This window comes from Kushneria sinocarnis, from assembly GCF_003633775.1.
GTDB lineage: Bacteria > Pseudomonadota > Gammaproteobacteria > Pseudomonadales > Halomonadaceae > Kushneria > Kushneria sinocarnis.
Genome location: NZ_RBIN01000006.1, coordinates 115253 through 132078 on the forward strand (window position 1 = coordinate 115253; position 16826 = coordinate 132078).

Sequence of the window (16826 nt, forward strand, 5' to 3'; positions counted from 1 at the left end):
CCAGTGCTGATCGTGGGTCTGACCGGTGGCATTGCCTCGGGCAAGAGTACCGTGGCGCGCGCCTTCGCCGAACTCGGGGCCGCCTGGGTGGATGCCGATGACGTCGCCCGTGACATCGTGGCCCCCGGAGAGCCCGCGCTGGAGAGGATCCGGCAGCAGTTCGGCGAGGAGATGATCACCTCCGAGGGCCAGCTCGATCGCGTCCGGCTGCGACAGTGCATCTTCAGCGAGGAGGTGCAGCGGCGGAAACTGGAAGAGATCACCCATCCACTCATACGCGAGCGCATCGTGACCCGGCTGGAAGGGTTTCGCCAGGGCGGAACGGAATATGCCCTGCTGGTTTCCCCCCTGCTGCTGGAAACCGATCAGTATCGGCTGGTGGACCGGATACTGGTGGTCGATGTCGACGAGGAGACCCAGCTGGCACGCACCCGACAGCGTGATGGCATTGATAGCGAACAGGCCCGGGCCATCATTGCCGCCCAGCTTCCCCGCGCGCAGCGTCTTGCCGCTGCGCATGATGTCCTCGACAACAGCGGCACCACACAGGAAATGCAAGCCCGGATCGAGCGACTCGATGGCCGGTATCGACAGCTCGCTCGCGAAATGCAGCCGGGGGTGTGACCACAAGTGCGACACGCCCACCCTGCGCGTTCCGAGGACCAACACCGGAGAGTATGCCATGAGCCGTAAAACTGCCGAGGGCAAGCCGATCGTTACCTGCCCGCACTGCAACCGTGAAGTCGTCTGGTCAACCGAGAGCGCGTGGCGTCCGTTCTGCTCCAAACGCTGCAAGATGATCGATCTCGGCGCCTGGGCCGATGAATCCCACCGCATCGCCGGCGAGCCGGCGATGGATGAAGCCAATCTCGACAGTCTGATCGATCAGCTCGAACGCGGCGGGGGATCGAACAAGTGACACGGCCGGAACCGGCCGCAGTGGCAGGAATGCCGTAAAGCATCCCGCCCGCGGGCATGCCTGCATGGCTTGAGCTTTCAGGCCGAGCGATGCAGACACGCGCTGGCCCTGCTCATTCGGGATACCAGTAATCCCGGATCGAGGCAATGCCCTGCGCGCCCACGGCGCGGGCACGATCGCAGTCATGCCGGGTCACGCCGCCCAGGGCATAAACCGGCATGACAGCATGCTCCACCAGCTTCTGGAAATCGTGCCAGCCCATGGTGATGGCACCCGGATGACTCGGTGTCTCACGCAGTGGCGACAGGGTAATGAAGTCACACCCTATCAGGGCAGCCTGATTCACCTGGGATTGATCATGGGTCGAAGCCGCCAGCCACTTGTCCGCGGCAATGGGGCGTCGATCGAGCCCCATCAGACGCGTACTGGTCAGATGAATGCCATCGGCATCCACCTGCTCGAGCAGCGCCGGATCACCATTGAGCATCAGCCGCGCGCCATGCCTGCGACAGAGCGCCAGCGCCTGCTCGGCACGCTGCTGCCAGCGCTCGTCTACCAGCGTCTTCGCCCGCAGCTGTACCAGCCTGATGCCATCCTCCTCGAGGGCCCGGTCGAGCTTCTGCTCGAAGCGTGCTTCATCCTCTTCCTCACCGGTAATCAGGTAATGGCGAGGCAGCATGACCGCCCGAATGATGGGATGATTGGCTTCAGGGAACGGATAGCGCTCGAGATCACCGACCTCGACCCAGCGCACTGCCTGCCCCTCCCGGCCCCAGGGCTCCCCCTCATAATCATGGGTCTCCCAGACATCAAGCAGGATATGCTTGTCAGGGTATTCGTGATGCACCCGGATCAGGGGCTGCGCCCGGCCGATGGTCACGCCCAGCTCTTCGGCAAGTTCGCGCCGCAATGCCTCCAGACCGGTTTCGAACGGCGCCAGCTTGCCACCGGGGAACTCCCACAAACCACCCTGATCGGCAATCGAGGGGCGCCTGGCAATCAGTACCTGTCCCCGCTCATTGAAAATAGCCGCTGCTGCGACATGCACCCGTCTTTTCGGCATGATCCCGCTCTACCTGCCTGATTGAACTGTTGTGAAATTCGGGCGTGCCGGGCACGCCGATGACGCCGGACGACCGCTCAGCTGCGGTAATCGGCATTGATTGAAACGTAATCGTGCGACAGATCGGAGGTCCAGACCCGGGCGGCCTGCTCGCCCCGGCCGAGCCGAATGGTCAATACGATATCCTCCTGCGCCATCTCGGCCGCCCCTGCCGCTTCGGTATAGCTCGCAGCGCGGCCCCCGTTTTCGGCAATGGTGACGCCGTTGATATCAAGCCCCACCCGCTCGACCTCCAGCTGTTCGACCGGGGCCTTGCCGATGGCCATCAGCAGTCTGCCCCAGTTGGCATCACCGGCGTAGAGCGCAGTCTTGACCAGCGGTGAGTGCGCTACGCTGAAGGCCACTTCCAGCGCCTCGTCTTCACTGCGCGCCTGTTCGACGGCAATGGTGACGAACCTGGTGGCGCCTTCACCATCGCGCACGATGGCATGCGAAAGCTCCAGCAGCACCATGGTCAGTGCCTCCCGGAATGCCGCGATATCCCCGTCACCGTCAAGGGCCGCCCCCGCGCCGGTCGCGATCAGTGTACAGGCGTCATTGGTTGAAGTATCGGAATCGATGGTGATCCGATTGAAGGAGCGTTCCACGCCTTCCCGCAGCAGCTGCTCCAGCAGGCCCTGCTCGATATCGGCGTCGGTAGCCAAAAAGGCCAGCATGGTGGCCATGTTCGGCCGGATCATGCCGGCACCCTTGGCGATGCCGTTGATGGTGACCGTCCCCTTTTCCAGCGCCACCTGCCTCGTTGCCCCCTTGGGGCGGGTATCGGTGGTGAGAATACCCTCGGCCGCTGCCGTCCAGCCGCTGCCATCCAGAGTACTGAGCGCGCCGTCCAGTCCTCCGCGAATGCGCTCGATCGGCAATGGCTCACCGATCACGCCGGTCGAATAGGGCAGCACGGTCGAGGGCAGCACCTCGACCCGCTCGGCCAGCGCCGCACAGCAGTCCCGTGCAGCGGTCATGCCGGCCTCGCCATTACCGGCGTTGGCATTGCCGGTATTGATCAGCAGATAGCGAGGCGCGGCCTGCGCCAGATGCTGCTGTGCCACACAGACCGGCGCGGCACGAAAGGCGTTGCGGGTAAACGTGGCCGCGACATGAGCCCCGTCGCGGATTTCGACCACGACCAGATCCCGCTGGCCGGGCCGCTTGATTCCCGCCATCGCGGTGCCCAGCCGGACACCGGCGATTTCGGGCATTTCCGGAAAGCGGGCTTCACCTGTGGCCATCGTGTTCTCCCCGGGCCGGTCACCGAGCGCTGATCAGCTCAGCTGTCCGTGACACTGCTTGTATTTCTTGCCGGAACCGCACGGGCAGGGATCATTACGCCCTACCTTGGGGGCATCGCGACGTACCGTCTGCTGACCACCCTCGGCAGCCTCGCCGGCAGCAGCCACTGCCTCGCTGTCGAGTGGCGTTTCGGCTTCTTCCTCGATTGCGGCCAGCGCTTCATCCTCGCGACTCATGGCACTGCTGGCCTGCTCGCGTGCCAGCGACTCGCGACGCTCGCGCTCGAGCTCCTCGACCTCATTCTGCTGGCGCACCTGCACATGGGAAAGAATGCGCACCACGTCGGACTTGATGTTGTAAAGCAGGGTCTGGAAGAGGCCGAAGGCTTCACGCTTGTACTCCTGCTTGGGGTTACGCTGGGCGTAACCGCGCAGGTGAATGCCACGGCGCAGGTTGTCCATCGCCTGCAGATGCTCCTTCCAGCGGGTATCGAGCACCTGCAGCATGACCTGCTTCTCGAAGCGCCGCATCATCTGCGGGCCAACAGCCACCTCCTTCTCGGCCCAGGACTTGCGCAACTGCTCCTGCAGCCGCTCGCGCAGGACCTCCTCATGGAAACCGTCTTCATCGGCCCATTGGGTTACCGGCGCATCGAGACCGAACTCCTGACGCAAATGCTGCTCCAGACCTTCCAGGTCCCACTGCTCCGGCAGGCTCTGGGGTGGCACGAAGTCGGAAATGGCGGAATCGAGCACTTCGACACGCAGATTCTGCACGTTTTCCGAAATATCATCGGACGCCAGGATATCGTTGCGCTGATCATAGACCACCTGGCGCTGATCATTGGCCACGTCATCGTATTCGAGCAGCTGCTTGCGGATGTCGAAGTTGCGTCCCTCGACCTTGCGCTGGGCCCGCTCGACGGCATTGGACACCATGCGATGCTCGATGGCTTCGCCCTTTTCCAGCCCCAGCGCCCCCATCATGCGCTGCACCCGGTCGGAGCCGAACAGCCGCATCAGGTTATCCTCGAGGGAGAGGAAAAAGCGGGTCGAGCCCGGATCGCCCTGACGCCCCGAGCGGCCGCGCAGCTGGTTGTCGATGCGCCTTGACTCGTGCCGTTCCGAGCCGATCACGTGCAGGCCACCCGCTTCCAGTACGGCATCATGACGACGCTGCCAGTCGGCACGGATCGCCTCTACCTGCTCCTCGGAGGGGTTGTCGAGCTGAGCCACCTCGTTCTTCCAGCTGCCGCCCAGCATGATGTCGGTACCACGACCTGCCATGTTGGTGGCGATGGTCACCGTCCCGGGGCGCCCCGCCTGGGCGATGATATCCGCCTCGCGCGCATGCTGCTTGGCATTGAGCACGTTGTGCGCCACCTGCTGCTTGCGCATCATTTCGGAGAGGATCTCCGAGCTTTCGATCGAGGCCGTCCCCACCAGCACGGGGCGATTTCCGGCCATCTTCTCCTTGATGTCCTCGATGATCGCTTCGTACTTCTCGGTGGTGCTCATGAAGACCAGATCATTGAGATCCTGGCGCGCCATCGGCCGATTGGTGGGAATGACCAGCACGTCCAGACCATAGATCTGCTGAAACTCGAAGGCTTCCGTATCGGCCGTACCGGTCATCCCGGACAGCTTGTCATAGAGCCGGAAATAGTTCTGGAAGGTGGTCGAGGCGAGCGTCTGACTCTCCTTCTGAACCTCGACTCCCTCCTTGGCTTCAACCGCCTGGTGCAGTCCCTCGGACCAGCGTCGACCGGGCATGGAACGACCGGTGTGTTCGTCGACGATGATCACCTCACCCTCGTTGACCACATAGTCGACGTCACGATGGAACAGGTGACGGGCGCGCAGTGCGGCATGAACGTGATGCAGCAGGCCGAGATTCTGGGCCGCATAGAGGGATTCGTTATCGTCAAGCAGCTGTTCGCGCTGCATCACCATTTCTACTGTCTGGTGACCACGCTCGGTCAGCTCGACCTGCTTTTGCTTCTCGTCCATGGTGAAGTCCCCGGAATCGGGGTCTTCCTCATCCTCGCAGGGGTGCAGCTCGCCCACCAGTCGATTGACGACATTGTAGAGGTTGGTGTCCTCTTCCACCGGACCCGAGATGATCAATGGCGTACGCGCCTCGTCGATCAGGATCGAATCGACCTCATCGATGATGGCGTAATGATGCGTGCGCTGGACCTTGTCCTCGAGCGAGAACGCCATGTTGTCGCGCAGGTAATCGAAGCCGAACTCGTTGTTGGTACCGTAGGTAATGTCGGCACCGTAGGCAGCGCGCTTTTCATCGGCATTCTGGCCGGAATAGATGACCCCGACACTCAACCCGAGAAACTCGTAAAGCGGCCGCATCCAGTCGGCATCACGACTCGCGAGATAGTCGTTGACGGTCACCACGTGCACGCCGAGTCCGGAGAGCGCGTTGAGGTAGACGGCCAGGGTAGCCACCAGCGTCTTGCCCTCACCGGTCTTCATCTCGGCGATACGCCCTTCATGCAGCGCGATACCGCCGATCATCTGCACGTCGAACTGACGCATGCCCATGACCCGCTGGCTGGCCTCACGCACAGTGGCAAAGGCTTCGGGCAGCAGCTTGTCGAGGCTCTCTCCTCCTGCCAGTCGATCGCGGAACTGTTGCGTGCGGGCCTGAAGGTCGGCGTCGCTCAATGCCTGAAGATCGGACTCCAGGGCACTGATGCGCTCGACGCTCTTGCGCATGCGCTTGACTTCGCGCTCGTTCTTGCTGCCGACCAGCTTGCGTACCAGTGTGTTCAACATCGAAAAATGTCCTGTAATGACGTAACTCGGTTCGAAAAATGACAGGCTTCACGAAACGAGTGGCGGCCCACGACGACACAGGCAGTCGCTGCCGGCGGTCATGGGCAGCACATGCATGGCAGCACGACGCGGCGAAATCAGGCGACAGCATGACGGTGGCTGCCGGCGCAGCGGAAAACGGCGACAGCGCTGCGCTACCCGGCGCCGCGAAACGGCGCGAATGGCCGCCGGTGTATGAAAACAGATACGAAACAGTCGGTCGGTCACCAGCTCGAATCGTGCCTGCCCCAGCCCGATCGGCAGCAGACAACCGATGAGCAATCCGGCCAGCCACCAGCGAGGCATGGGATAACGGCGCGGACGCACCATACCATCGGAGCGGGTCATACTGTCTTTGAAACCATCGGACATGGTAGATTGAGTGGAACCTGAACCCGGTGCAGCAAGCAAGCCCATGAGTATAAAGGCTAAAGCCGGACGAGCCCAGTCCGCTGCAAAACTGTTCACTCACCAGGGCACCCTCGCCCCGCTGATTCGTACGGCACAACTGCTGGCCGAGGCACAGCAACAACTCGATGCTCATCTCCCCGAAGAGCTGCACGGTCATGTGGCCGTCGGCGGCTATCGTGAGGGCCGTCTGACCCTGATCACCGATCGTGCCGTCTGGCTGACCTGGCTGCGCTTCGAGCAGCGCCGTCTGCTGACGCTGCTCAACCAGATCCGCGGACTGGAAACCCTGCAGGGACTGCAATTCAAGGTACGTCCCATCCGCCCCCTCTACCAGCCGGTGCACCAGCCCCGTCATCTGCCCGCCGAGGCCGCCGAGCAGCTGCGCATGTGCGCCAGCGATACCAGTGATCGCCATCTGCGCCGGGCGCTGGAGCGGCTCGCCAGCCACGGCGATCGCAACCCCGACAGCTCCTGAGCGGCAGCTCGCACAACGCAGGGGCCATCACGGGCAGCAACGAAAAAGGCGCCGGCTGATGCCGGCGCCTGATGGCAAGCGTTCGATCCGTCGGTCGGACTACAAGGCCATGGCGGGCTCGGAATAGGAAATCGGCGAGGTTTCGCGATTCTCGAAGGTCACGATCTCCCAGGCATCCTGCTGCCTGAGCAGCGCCCTGGCCAGCTGATTGTTAAGCCCGTGGCCGGACTTGAAGCCCCGGAATTCGCCGATCAGGCTGTGCCCCAGCTGGTAGAGATCGCCGATGGCGTCCAGCACCTTGTGGCGCACGAACTCATCCTCGTAGCGCAGGCCATCCTCGTTGAGAATCCGGTACTCATCGACCACGATGGCGTTGTCCAGACTGCCCCCGAGGGCCAGATTCTGCGAGCGCAGGAACTCCAGATCCCGCATGAAACCGAAGGTACGTGCGCGACTGACTTCCTTGACAAAGGAAGTGGTAGAGAAGTCCACGCTGGTCGACTGTTTCTGCGACTCGAACACCGGGTGGTCGAAATCGATCGTGAAGCCAACCCGGAAACCGTCATAGGGTCGGAAGCTGGCCCACTTGTCGCCATCGGTCACCGTCAGTTCGCGCCGGATGCGGATGAAGCGCTTCGGCGCTTCCTGCTCGGCAATACCGGCCGACTGGATCAGGAACACGAAGGGGCCGGCGCTGCCATCCATGATCGGCACTTCGGGCTCGCTCAGCTCGACACGAACGTTATCGATGCCGAGCCCGGCAAGCGCTGACATCAGATGCTCCACGGTCGCCACTCGGGCACCATTCACGGACAGCGCCGTACACATGGTGGTGTCCTGCACGTTGTTCGGATGAGCCGGCACTTCGACTGCCGGGTCCAGATCAGTACGCACGAACACGATGCCGGTATTGATGGGTGCCGGTCGCAGGGTCAGATAGACCTTCTTGCCCGAGTGCAGGCCAACCCCGGTTGCCCGGATGATGTTTTGAAGAGTTCTTTGACGGATCATAGGTTCGCTGCCACGCAGGAAAGCATTCAAACGAATGTTTGCATAATAACAGCTGGCTGCCACAACAACAACGAACACTGTTCGATATTCAGTGTTCATTTGTTAGTATCATGCAAAAACGAGCGAGACCCCGCAGGCGGAGTCCCGGCTCATGAGATGGCAGACGCCGGCTCAGTCAGCCTGGCGTCTCAGGAAGGCAGGAATATCGAGATAGTCATCCATCTCCTGGGACTTGCGACGCTTGTCGCGGGAAGCCTGCTGTTCGCGCGCCTGCTCCTTTTCACGCTGCTGCTGACGCGCCACCGCCGGCTGCTGTGACAGCTTGCGATAATCCGCCTGTTCACCGCGCACGCTCTGGGTTTCCCGCTGCCCGGAGCGTTCGACGCGACCGTCAAGGCCGGCAGCCACGACAGTCACCCGCAGCTCATCACTCATTTCCATGTCGATGGCGGTACCCACCACGATGGTCGCATCCTGGGAAGCGAACTCCTGTACCGTGGCACCGACATCATTGAATTCGCCGATCGACAGGTCGGGGCCGGCAGTGATGTTGACCAGAATCCCGCGTGCGCCGTTGAGGTCGATATCCTCGAGCAGCGGACTGCGGATGGCCTTTTCGGCAGCCTCGCGAGCACGATTCTCGCCGGTCGCCGAACCGGTACCCATCATCGCCATGCCCATTTCGGACATCACGGTACGAACGTCGGCAAAATCGACGTTGATGATCCCCGGCGAAGTGATGAGCTCGGCGATGCCCTGTACGGCACCGAGCAGTACGTCGTTGGCCGCGCTGAAGGCCGTAAGCAGGCTGGCGCTCTTGCCCAGAACGGTCAGCAGCTTCTCGTTGGGAATGGTGATCAGCGAATCCACATGCTCGGAGAGCTCCTTCATGCCCTCCTCGGCTGCACGCTGACGCTTGGGCCCCTCGAACGGGAACGGCCGGGTCACGACCGCCACGGTCAGGATCCCCAGCTCCTTGGCTACCTGGGCCACGACCGGCGCCCCGCCGGTACCGGTGCCCCCGCCCATGCCGGCGGTAATGAAGACCATGTCCGCACCATTGAGCAGCTCGGAGATGCGTTCACGATCCTCCATGGCAGCCTGACGACCGACCTCGGGATTGGCGCCGGCGCCCAGTCCCTTGGTAATCTCGCTGCCCAGTTGCAGTACGGTCTTGGCTGCAACACGCTTGAGGGCCTGCGCATCGGTGTTCGCGCAGATGAACTCGACGCCCTCGATATTGCTCTCGACCATATGGTTGACGGCATTACCGCCGCCGCCGCCAACGCCGATCACCTTGATAACTGCGCTGCTGGAGGGTGCGTTATCTACCAGCTCAAACATAATACCCATCTCCCGGATCGCGCCTGGCGCGACCTCATCAGAAATTTCCCCTGAACCAGCCCCGGATCCGCGACAGTGCCGAAGGCAGGGAATCCGTCATATGGCGCTCGGAGTGACCGCGTCGAGAATGCTCTTCCCCGCGCGATTGGGTAATTCCACGCGAGTGTGATGCGTTATTCATGCCGTAGAGTAACAAACCCACGCCCGTGGAATAAATCGGATTGCGTACCACATCCGCCAGTCCGCGTACATTCTGGGGACAGGCAATCCTGACCGGCATGTGGAAGATCTCTTCCGCCAGCTCACCAACGCCTTCCATTCTCGAGGTACCGCCGGTCAGCACGATGCCGGCCGCCACCAGATCCTCGTAGCCGCTACGACGCAGCTCCTCGCGCACCAGGGTAAACAGTTCCTCGTAACGCGGCTCCACCACCTGGGCAAGGGCCTGCCGGGAAAGATCCCGGGCCGGACGATCCCCGACACTGGGCACCTTGATCAGCTCATCGCCGCTGGCCATCTGTGTCAGTGCACAGGCGTACTTGACCTTGATGTCCTCTGCATACTGGGTCGGCGTGCGCAGGGCCATGGCAATATCATTGGTAACCTGATCCCCGGCAATGGGAATGACCGCCGTATGCCGGATGGCCCCCTCGGTGAACACCGCGATATCGGTCGTTCCGCCACCGATATCGACCATGCACACGCCCAGTTCACGCTCGTCCTCGGTCAGCACGGCGTGGCTCGAGGCCAGCTGTTCGAGGATGATGTCATCGACCTCGAGACCGCAGCGACGAACGCATTTCTCGATGTTCTGAACCGCATTGAGCGCAGCCGTGACCAGATGCACCCGCGCTTCGAGGCGAACCCCGGACATGCCCAGCGGCTCGCGAATGCCCTCCTGGGCATCAATGGCATACTCCTGGGGCAGCACATGGAGAATGCGCTGCCCTTCCATGATGGCGCGCGCCCGGGCGGAATCGATGACCCGCTCGATATCGGAAGGCGTTACCTCGCGCTCCTTGATGGCCACCACGCCATCGGAATTCATGGAACTGATATGGCTGCCGGCAATACCGACATGAACCGAGTGTATATCGCAGCCTGCCATCAGCTCGGCCTCTTCGACCGCACGCTGAATGGATTGCACGGTAGATTCGATATTGATCACCACGCCCTTTTTCATCCCGCGGGAAGGATGTGAGCCAATACCTGCGATCTCCATACCGCCATCGTCGGTCGGCTGACCGACAATCGCCACGACCTTGGACGTTCCGATATCCAGCCCGACGACCATATTGGAAGCGTTGGATTGTCCTGCCATAGGTCGGGCCTACTCCCTATTGATCGATCATTTCTGAAGCGTGCATCAGGCTTCCCGTTGTCATTTGCAAAGACCGCAATAGCACTGACGCAGGGACATAAAAAGCTTCACCGAGAATACGGCCATTTCCAGGCGAAAGAAATACCCGTATTGCTCCTAATACATAAAGTTACAGCTGTTGCCAACCGGCAATTATCATCAATGTCACTGCTCGCTATTGTCACCATCCTCCACCGGCGCACTCTGGCCATGCCAGGCAACAGCCAGACCGTTGGGATAGCGCAGGTCAAGATAGCGAAGATCCCCCGCCCGTTCGCTCAGCCCGCGCTGCCAGGCAGTCATGAATCGCTTGAGGCGATCATCACTATTGGTACGTCCGACCATGACCCAGAAACTGTCATTGAGCTGAAAGCGCCAGGCACCGCGGGCTTCCAGACGCAGCTGGGTCACCCTGACATCGAGCGGCGCAAGCTTCTGGCGCAGCTGATCGAGCCATGCCAGCACCTCGGGCCCGCTGCCCTGCGGGCCGGCCAGGTTGGGCAGCTCGCCCACCTGCTTGATCGGCCCGGCCCGGAAGGGCTCGCCCTCGCTGTTGAGCAGCGAATCGTCATTCCACCAGGCCACCGGGCGCTGCTCGTAGAGCTCGAAGGTCAAGGCATCGGGCCAGCGTCGGGTCACCTTCGCATCCCGGATCCAGGGGATCGCCCTTGCGCCCTGACGCATGCGATCCAGATCCACCGACAGCCAGGTCTGCCCCTGGATCAGCGGTGTCAGACGCTGCTGCAGATAGCGCGCCGACACATGATTCAGATCCCCGCGGATCGATACCCGCTCGATCGGCGTATCCAGCCACAGCCACAGGGTACGCCCTCCTGCACCCAGCAGCGCCACGATCAGGATCAGCCCCAGCAGACGATTGGAAGTACTACTCGCCATGAGGGATCCCGTCACCACACCATGCGTACGGGGCCGCCCTGCCCTGTCCAGCAGGCGACAACTGCCATGGCGCGGCAGTCATGACAGCTCCAGCCGCTCGAAGTCGAGCTCACACCCTGCCAGCGCCATGCTGATGCCGCTGACATCCCCGGCCCCCTGGGTGACCAGAATGTCGCCCGGCAGCAGCACATTGCCCAGCAGGGTAGCCAGCGCCTGACGACTCTCCACGAACAGGGGGTCGATCTGACCCCGCTGTCGGATCGAACCTGCCAGGGTCCGGCTGTCGGCCCCCTTCAGGGGCGTTTCGCCGGCGCTGTAGACATCCAGCAGCAGCAGGGTATCCACTCCGGAAAGGACCCGCACGAAATCCTCGAACAGGTCATGCGTGCGCGAATAGCGGTGCGGCTGATAGAGCATGACCAGCCGGCGCTGTGGCCAGCCGGCACGAATGGCACGAATCACCATCTCCACTTCACGCGGGTGGTGACCGTAATCGTCCACCAGCATTACCGACTGTTCCGCGGACAGACCACCGGTAGCGGGCACCCGGCCGACCGGCAGCCGGTAATGCCCCTGCACCTGGAAGCGCCGCCCCACTCCGGCAAAGCCCGCCAGTGCCCGCATGATGGCCTCGTCCTCCACTCCGGCATCGGTGGCAACCGCAATCGCCGCCAGCGCATTGAGGGCATTGTGTTCGCCGGGCATGTTGAGCCGGATATCAAGCGGCGCATGATCATCCGGCCGCCGCACCGTAAAGTGCACCTCGCCGGCCTGCTGACGGAAGTTCTCGAGACGATAGTCGGCCTGCTCATCGAAGCCATAGGTCACGAACTGACGCTGTACCCGGGGCAGCAGTCCGCGCACGATGGGATCATCGAGACAGAGAATGGCAAGTCCATAGAAGGGCAGATTGTGCAGGAATTCCAGAAAGGTATCCTGCAGGCGAACGAAATCCCCCTCATAGGTGCCCATGTGATCGGCATCAATATTGGTGACGATCGCGGTCATGGGTTGAAGATGCAGGAAGGAGGCATCCGACTCATCGGCCTCGGCCACCAGATACTCCCCCTCCCCCAGCCGGGCATTGGTACCGGCACTGGTCAGACGACCGCCGATCACGAAGGTCGGATCCAGGCCGCCCTCGGCCAGCAGGGTGGCCGTCAGACTGGTGGTAGTGGTCTTGCCATGGGTACCGGCCACTGCAATCCCGTTGCGAAAGCGCATCAGCTCCGCCAGCATCTCGGCGCGACGTACCAGCGGGATCCGGTGTTCGCGGGCCCAGCTGATCTCGGGATTGGTGGTATCGATGGCACTGGAGACCACCACCACGTCGGCATCCATGACATTCGCGGTGTCATGGCCGATGGTGACCCGCACGCCGCACTGACGCAGATGGGCCGTGACCGGTGACTCCTTCAGGTCACTGCCGCTGACCCGAAACCCCTGATTGCACAGCACCTCGGCGATGCCGCACATGCCCGCGCCACCGATGCCGACGAAATGAATGCCTCGAATACGGCGCATGCCGCTGCGGGCACGGGTTTCAATGCTCAAAGCCTATCTCCATACAACCACGGGTCATGATCGTGACCGCTTCCAGTTGAGCCCGCTGTCGGGCCCGATGCGCCATGTCGGCCAGAACCGATGGCTCCAGCAGTTCCGCCAGCAGGGCGTGCAGGGCCTCCACGCTCATGTCACGCTGCTGGATCAGGCGCGCTCCGCCTCCATCGACCAGGTAACGAGCATTGGTGGTCTGGTGATCATCCACCGCATGCGGAAAGGGCACCAGCAGTGAAGGCTTGCCCGCCGCCGCCAGTTCGGTCACGGTCAGCGCACCGCTGCGACAGATGACCAGATCAGCCCAGTCGTAACATGCCGCCATGTCCTCGATGAAGGCGCTGACTTCCGCTTCGACCCCCGCGGCGGCATAGCGCTCCCGGGTCGCCTGCTCCTTGTCACGGCCGGCCTGGTGGCGGATCACCGGTCGTTTGCCGGGCGCCAGTGCGGCCATGGCCTCGGGAAGCCGCTCATTGAGTGCCAGCGCGCCCAGCGACCCGCCCATGACCAGCACATGCAACGGGCGATCTTCCAGACGGTGCTGTTCACGCGGCCGGGCGCCTACCGCGGCGATTTCGGGACGCACCGGATTGCCGATCACCTCGGCACGTACCGCCGCCGGGAAGGCCCCCGGAAAGGCGGCATAGACCTGCCGGGCCAGCCGGGCCAGACAGCGGTTGGTCAGGCCGGCCACAGCATTCTGTTCGTGAATCACCAGCGGCACGCCGTAGAGTCGCGCCGCCAGCCCGCCCGGACCACTGGCAAAGCCTCCCAGTCCGACTGCCAGGCGAATATCGAGTTCCCGCATCAGGCGACGCGCTTCAGCCACGGCCTTCGCCAGTCGCCCGGGTGCCTTCAGCCAGCCGGCCAGGCCATTGCCCCGCAGCCCCGCGACGCTGACATGATGCAGCGGCAGTCCGGCCCCGGGCACCAGCGTGTTCTCGATTCCCCGGGGCGTCCCCAGCCAGTGGACTTCAATGCCCTCGGCCTGCAGGGCCTTCGCCAGGCTCAGCGCCGGCACGACATGCCCGCCCGTACCACCGGCCATGATCAGGACACGCCGTGGAGTCGCCGTCGTGGTCATGACGCCCCCTCCTGATCAGCATGCTGCTGACGCTTGCGCGAGGCGCGTCGGCGCCCGCGGTTTTCGCCATCGACACGCAACAGCAAGCCGGCCATCGCACCGCTGGTAAGCAGACTCGAACCGCCATAGCTCAGCAGTGGCAGGGTCAGCCCCTTGGTCGGCAGGATGCCGGCATTGACGGCAATATTGATGAACGCCTGGCCACCGATGATCAGCGAAAACCCGTAACACACATAGGCGGCAAACAGCTGGCCGTTCTCTTCTGCGACCCGCCCGACCCGGAAGCCGCGATAGACCAGCAACGCGAACAGGCCCACGACCGTCAGCGACCCCGCGACCCCCAGCTCTTCGGCCAGCACGGAAAAGACAAAATCGGTATGTGCCTCGGGCAGGAAGAACAGCTTCTGCACGCTGTTGCCCAGCCCCAGCCCGGTCCAGCCACCGCGACCGAAGGCAATCAACGCCTGGGTCAGCTGGTAGCCGGTACCGTACTGATTCGCCCAGGGATCCAGAAAGCCGGTAATGCGCTGCATGCGATAGGGTTCCGAGATCGCCATGAAGGCGCCCAGTGCCACCACGGCGAACAGCAGCAGCAAAAAGCGCCACAGCGAGGCCCCCGCCAGCAGCAGCATGCCCATGGCGGTCGCCAGCAGCACCACGGTGGTACCATAGTCGGGTTCCAGGATCAGCAGCACGCCCAGCGCCAGCGTGATCGACAGCGGTGCCAGAAAGCCCCACCAGCTGCGTCGCAGGCGGGTCAGATGACGCTCCATGTAGCCGGCGACATAGATCACCATGCAGAACTTGGCCACCTCGGAGGGCTGAATGTTGATCGGCCCCAGCGGAATCCAGCGGCGGCTGCCATTGACCTCGTTGCCGACCACCAGCACCAGCGCCAGCAGGATCATGGCCAGCATCAGCAGCGCCGGCCCGTTGCTGCGCCACAGCGTCACCGGGAAGCGCATGACGGCAAGCGCCACGATCAGGCTCGCGAACACGAACACGCCATGGCGAATACTGAAATACCAGGGACTGCCGGTCTGGCTGCTGGCAATTTCGGTCGAAGCCGAAGTCACCATGATCCAGCCGATGATGGGCAGTGCCATCAGCGGCAGCAGCAGCCAGCTGTCCAGCATGTGATGGTCGGTGGAAAGCCGCTCCGACCACGAGCGCTCCCCGAGTCGCAGGTTCGACTTCATCAGGCGTCTCCGGCAGATGGTGCAGGATGACGTCCGAGCCAGGCCCTGAAGGCCTCGCCACGGGCAATGTAACTGGCGAACTGATCGAGGCTGGCACAGGCCGGCGACAGCAGTACCGCATCCCCGGCCTCGGCCAGCTGTCGGGCCTGCGTCATGGCGGCCTCGAGCGTCTCAACGCGGGCGACCGGCACATGACCGGTCAGCGCTTCGGCCAGCAGCTCGGCGTCCCGTCCAAACACGATGGCCGCCCTGCCATGACGGTTCATCGCCGGCCCCAGCGGCGTGAAATCGGCCCCCTTGCCTACTCCGCCGGCAAGCAGGATCAGCCGGCCCGGCAGTGTGGCACCAATGCCCTCGATGGCCGCCAGGGCCGCCCCGACATTGGTCCCCTTGGAATCGTTGATCCACTGCACGCCATCCCGCACGGCCACCTGCTCGGCACGATGCGGCAGCCCGGTAAAACGCTGCAACACCTTTCGCATGGCATCCATCGACCATCCGGCCCGTTCACCGATCGCCAGCGCCGCCAGCGCATTGGCCAGATTGTGACGACCCGGCATCCCGATGTCGGCAGCCGCCATGATCGGCTCACGGCCCAGACAGAGCATCAGCTGACCCGACTGCTGCTGCAGCCCCCATTGATTGGCCAGTGGTTCGCCCAGGGTAAAACTTGTGGCACTGCCGATCGCGCTATTCGGCCGGGTAGCAGGATCATCGGCATTGTAAACGGCCTGCTTCGCCCCCTCGAAGATGCGCTGCTTGGCACGGGCATAGCCCTCGAGGCCATCATGACGATCGAGATGATCCTCGCTGAGATTGAGGTGACAGGCGATATCGGCGGCCAGCCGCGGCGTCGTCTCCAGCTGAAAGGACGAGAGTTCCAGCACCAGCGCCTCGGCATCCGGCGTTTCACTCAGCAGATCCAGTGCCGGCATGCCGAGATTGCCGCCGAGCGCGATCGACCAGCCCGCGGCACGCCCCATCTCCCCGACAAGGGTGGTCACTGTCGATTTGGCGTTGGAGCCGGTAATCGCCACCAGCAGCGGCGGCCGGGTCATGGCATCCAGTGCCCGGCGCAGCAGGGCCATTTCGCCGATGATGCGCCCACGCACTGCAGCCAGGGCCGGCTGGCGTGGATCGATGCCCGGGCTCAGCACGATTTCGGAAAAGCGCTCCAGCTCGAGCTGTTCGAGCGGCCCGCAATGCACGCTGATTTCCGGATAGGCGGCCTGCAGCTCCGCCAGTGCCGGTGGCGCTTCACGGGTATCGGCCAGCTCGAAGGGCTGGCGCAGATGATGCAGGTGACGGGCGATGGCACATCCGGACAGGCCGGTCCCGATGACCAGTACCGGCGCGTCAACGCTGCCTGTCATGGCCTCATCATTCAT

The 16826-nt window shown here is 63.1% G+C and carries 15 protein-coding genes; 3 read left to right on the forward strand and 12 right to left on the reverse strand.

Going from position 1 to position 16826, the window contains the following annotated elements:
- Positions 1–3 precede the first annotated feature (3 nt).
- Complete coding sequence (coaE, locus tag C7446_RS10875) at positions 4–624, forward strand: dephospho-CoA kinase (protein WP_342768367.1); 621 nt, start codon at positions 4–6, stop codon at positions 622–624.
- 58 nt (positions 625–682) lie between these two features.
- A complete protein-coding gene (gene yacG / locus C7446_RS10880; protein ID WP_121173139.1) occupies positions 683–919 on the forward strand; it encodes a DNA gyrase inhibitor YacG in 237 nt (78 codons plus the stop codon).
- A 112-nt stretch (positions 920–1031) separates the two neighbouring features.
- On the opposite strand, the gene C7446_RS10885 is transcribed toward yacG, so the two are convergent.
- The 4 genes from C7446_RS10885 to C7446_RS10900 form a co-directional block, all read right to left on the reverse strand.
- Entirely contained in the window at positions 1032–1982 is a 951-nt protein-coding gene (locus tag C7446_RS10885) for a Nudix family hydrolase (RefSeq protein ID WP_121173140.1), read from the reverse strand.
- A gap of 77 nt (positions 1983–2059) precedes the next feature.
- A complete protein-coding gene (gene argJ, locus C7446_RS10890; protein ID WP_121173141.1) occupies positions 2060–3268 on the reverse strand; it encodes a bifunctional glutamate N-acetyltransferase/amino-acid acetyltransferase ArgJ in 1209 nt (402 codons plus the stop codon).
- A gap of 33 nt (positions 3269–3301) precedes the next feature.
- Positions 3302–6061 (reverse strand): preprotein translocase subunit SecA, encoded by a 2760-nt coding sequence (gene secA, locus C7446_RS10895; protein ID WP_121173142.1) that lies wholly within the window; start codon positions 6059–6061, stop codon positions 3302–3304.
- A 48-nt stretch (positions 6062–6109) separates the two neighbouring features.
- Positions 6110–6448 (reverse strand): hypothetical protein, encoded by a 339-nt coding sequence (locus C7446_RS10900; protein ID WP_121173316.1) that lies wholly within the window; start codon positions 6446–6448, stop codon positions 6110–6112.
- 67 nt (positions 6449–6515) lie between these two features.
- On the opposite strand from C7446_RS10900, the gene C7446_RS10905 reads away from it, so the two are divergent.
- Complete coding sequence (locus C7446_RS10905) at positions 6516–6986, forward strand: DUF721 domain-containing protein (RefSeq protein WP_121173143.1); 471 nt, start codon at positions 6516–6518, stop codon at positions 6984–6986.
- 99 nt (positions 6987–7085) lie between these two features.
- Here the strand turns inward: C7446_RS10905 and lpxC are convergent, their stop codons facing one another.
- From lpxC to murD, 8 genes are all read right to left on the reverse strand, one after another.
- Positions 7086–7997: a UDP-3-O-acyl-N-acetylglucosamine deacetylase gene (gene lpxC, locus C7446_RS10910; RefSeq protein ID WP_121173144.1), complete on the reverse strand. Its 912-nt coding sequence runs from the start codon at positions 7995–7997 to the stop codon at positions 7086–7088.
- Between the two features lie 171 nt (positions 7998–8168).
- The gene (gene ftsZ, locus C7446_RS10915) at positions 8169–9341 is read right to left on the reverse strand and encodes a cell division protein FtsZ (protein ID WP_121173145.1); all 1173 of its coding nucleotides are present in this window, start codon (positions 9339–9341) and stop codon (positions 8169–8171) included.
- 37 nt (positions 9342–9378) lie between these two features.
- Complete coding sequence (gene ftsA / locus C7446_RS10920; protein WP_121173146.1) at positions 9379–10662, reverse strand: cell division protein FtsA; 1284 nt, start codon at positions 10660–10662, stop codon at positions 9379–9381.
- A 204-nt stretch (positions 10663–10866) separates the two neighbouring features.
- The gene (locus tag C7446_RS10925; RefSeq protein ID WP_121173147.1) at positions 10867–11598 is read right to left on the reverse strand and encodes a cell division protein FtsQ/DivIB; all 732 of its coding nucleotides are present in this window, start codon (positions 11596–11598) and stop codon (positions 10867–10869) included.
- Between the two features lie 78 nt (positions 11599–11676).
- On the reverse strand, positions 11677–13122 hold the full coding sequence (murC, locus tag C7446_RS10930; protein ID WP_121173317.1) for a UDP-N-acetylmuramate--L-alanine ligase: 1446 nt from the start codon (positions 13120–13122) through the stop codon (positions 11677–11679).
- A gap of 19 nt (positions 13123–13141) precedes the next feature.
- Entirely contained in the window at positions 13142–14239 is a 1098-nt protein-coding gene (gene murG / locus C7446_RS10935; RefSeq protein WP_121173148.1) for an undecaprenyldiphospho-muramoylpentapeptide beta-N-acetylglucosaminyltransferase, read from the reverse strand.
- Positions 14236–15438 carry a putative lipid II flippase FtsW gene (ftsW, locus tag C7446_RS10940; protein WP_121173149.1) on the reverse strand — a complete coding sequence of 401 codons (1203 nt, stop codon included), beginning with the start codon at positions 15436–15438 and terminating at the stop codon, positions 14236–14238. Before ftsW ends, murG begins: the two co-directional genes overlap by 4 nt.
- Positions 15438–16826: a UDP-N-acetylmuramoyl-L-alanine--D-glutamate ligase gene (murD, locus tag C7446_RS10945; protein WP_245977820.1), complete on the reverse strand. Its 1389-nt coding sequence runs from the start codon at positions 16824–16826 to the stop codon at positions 15438–15440. Before murD ends, ftsW begins: the two co-directional genes overlap by 1 nt.

Coding starts and splice junctions, on each gene's coding strand:
- lpxC (WP_121173144.1), bottom strand. CDS start 7,997: ATGATCCGTCAAAGAACTCTTCAAAACATCATCCGGGCAACCGGGGTT.
- ftsA (WP_121173146.1), bottom strand. CDS start 10,662: ATGGCAGGACAATCCAACGCTTCCAATATGGTCGTCGGGCTGGATATC.
- C7446_RS10900 (WP_121173316.1), bottom strand. CDS start 6,448: ATGACCCGCTCCGATGGTATGGTGCGTCCGCGCCGTTATCCCATGCCT.
- C7446_RS10885 (WP_121173140.1), bottom strand. CDS start 1,982: ATGCCGAAAAGACGGGTGCATGTCGCAGCAGCGGCTATTTTCAATGAG.
- murG (WP_121173148.1), bottom strand. CDS start 14,239: ATGACCACGACGGCGACTCCACGGCGTGTCCTGATCATGGCCGGTGGT.
- murC (WP_121173317.1), bottom strand. CDS start 13,122: ATGCGCCGTATTCGAGGCATTCATTTCGTCGGCATCGGTGGCGCGGGC.
- C7446_RS10905 (WP_121173143.1), top strand. CDS start 6,516: ATGAGTATAAAGGCTAAAGCCGGACGAGCCCAGTCCGCTGCAAAACTG.
- murD (WP_245977820.1), bottom strand. CDS start 16,826: ATGAATGATGAGGCCATGACAGGCAGCGTTGACGCGCCGGTACTGGTC.
- argJ (WP_121173141.1), bottom strand. CDS start 3,268: ATGGCCACAGGTGAAGCCCGCTTTCCGGAAATGCCCGAAATCGCCGGT.
- ftsZ (WP_121173145.1), bottom strand. CDS start 9,341: ATGTTTGAGCTGGTAGATAACGCACCCTCCAGCAGCGCAGTTATCAAG.
- yacG (WP_121173139.1), top strand. CDS start 683: ATGAGCCGTAAAACTGCCGAGGGCAAGCCGATCGTTACCTGCCCGCAC.
- ftsW (WP_121173149.1), bottom strand. CDS start 15,438: ATGAAGTCGAACCTGCGACTCGGGGAGCGCTCGTGGTCGGAGCGGCTT.
- C7446_RS10925 (WP_121173147.1), bottom strand. CDS start 11,598: ATGGCGAGTAGTACTTCCAATCGTCTGCTGGGGCTGATCCTGATCGTG.
- secA (WP_121173142.1), bottom strand. CDS start 6,061: ATGTTGAACACACTGGTACGCAAGCTGGTCGGCAGCAAGAACGAGCGC.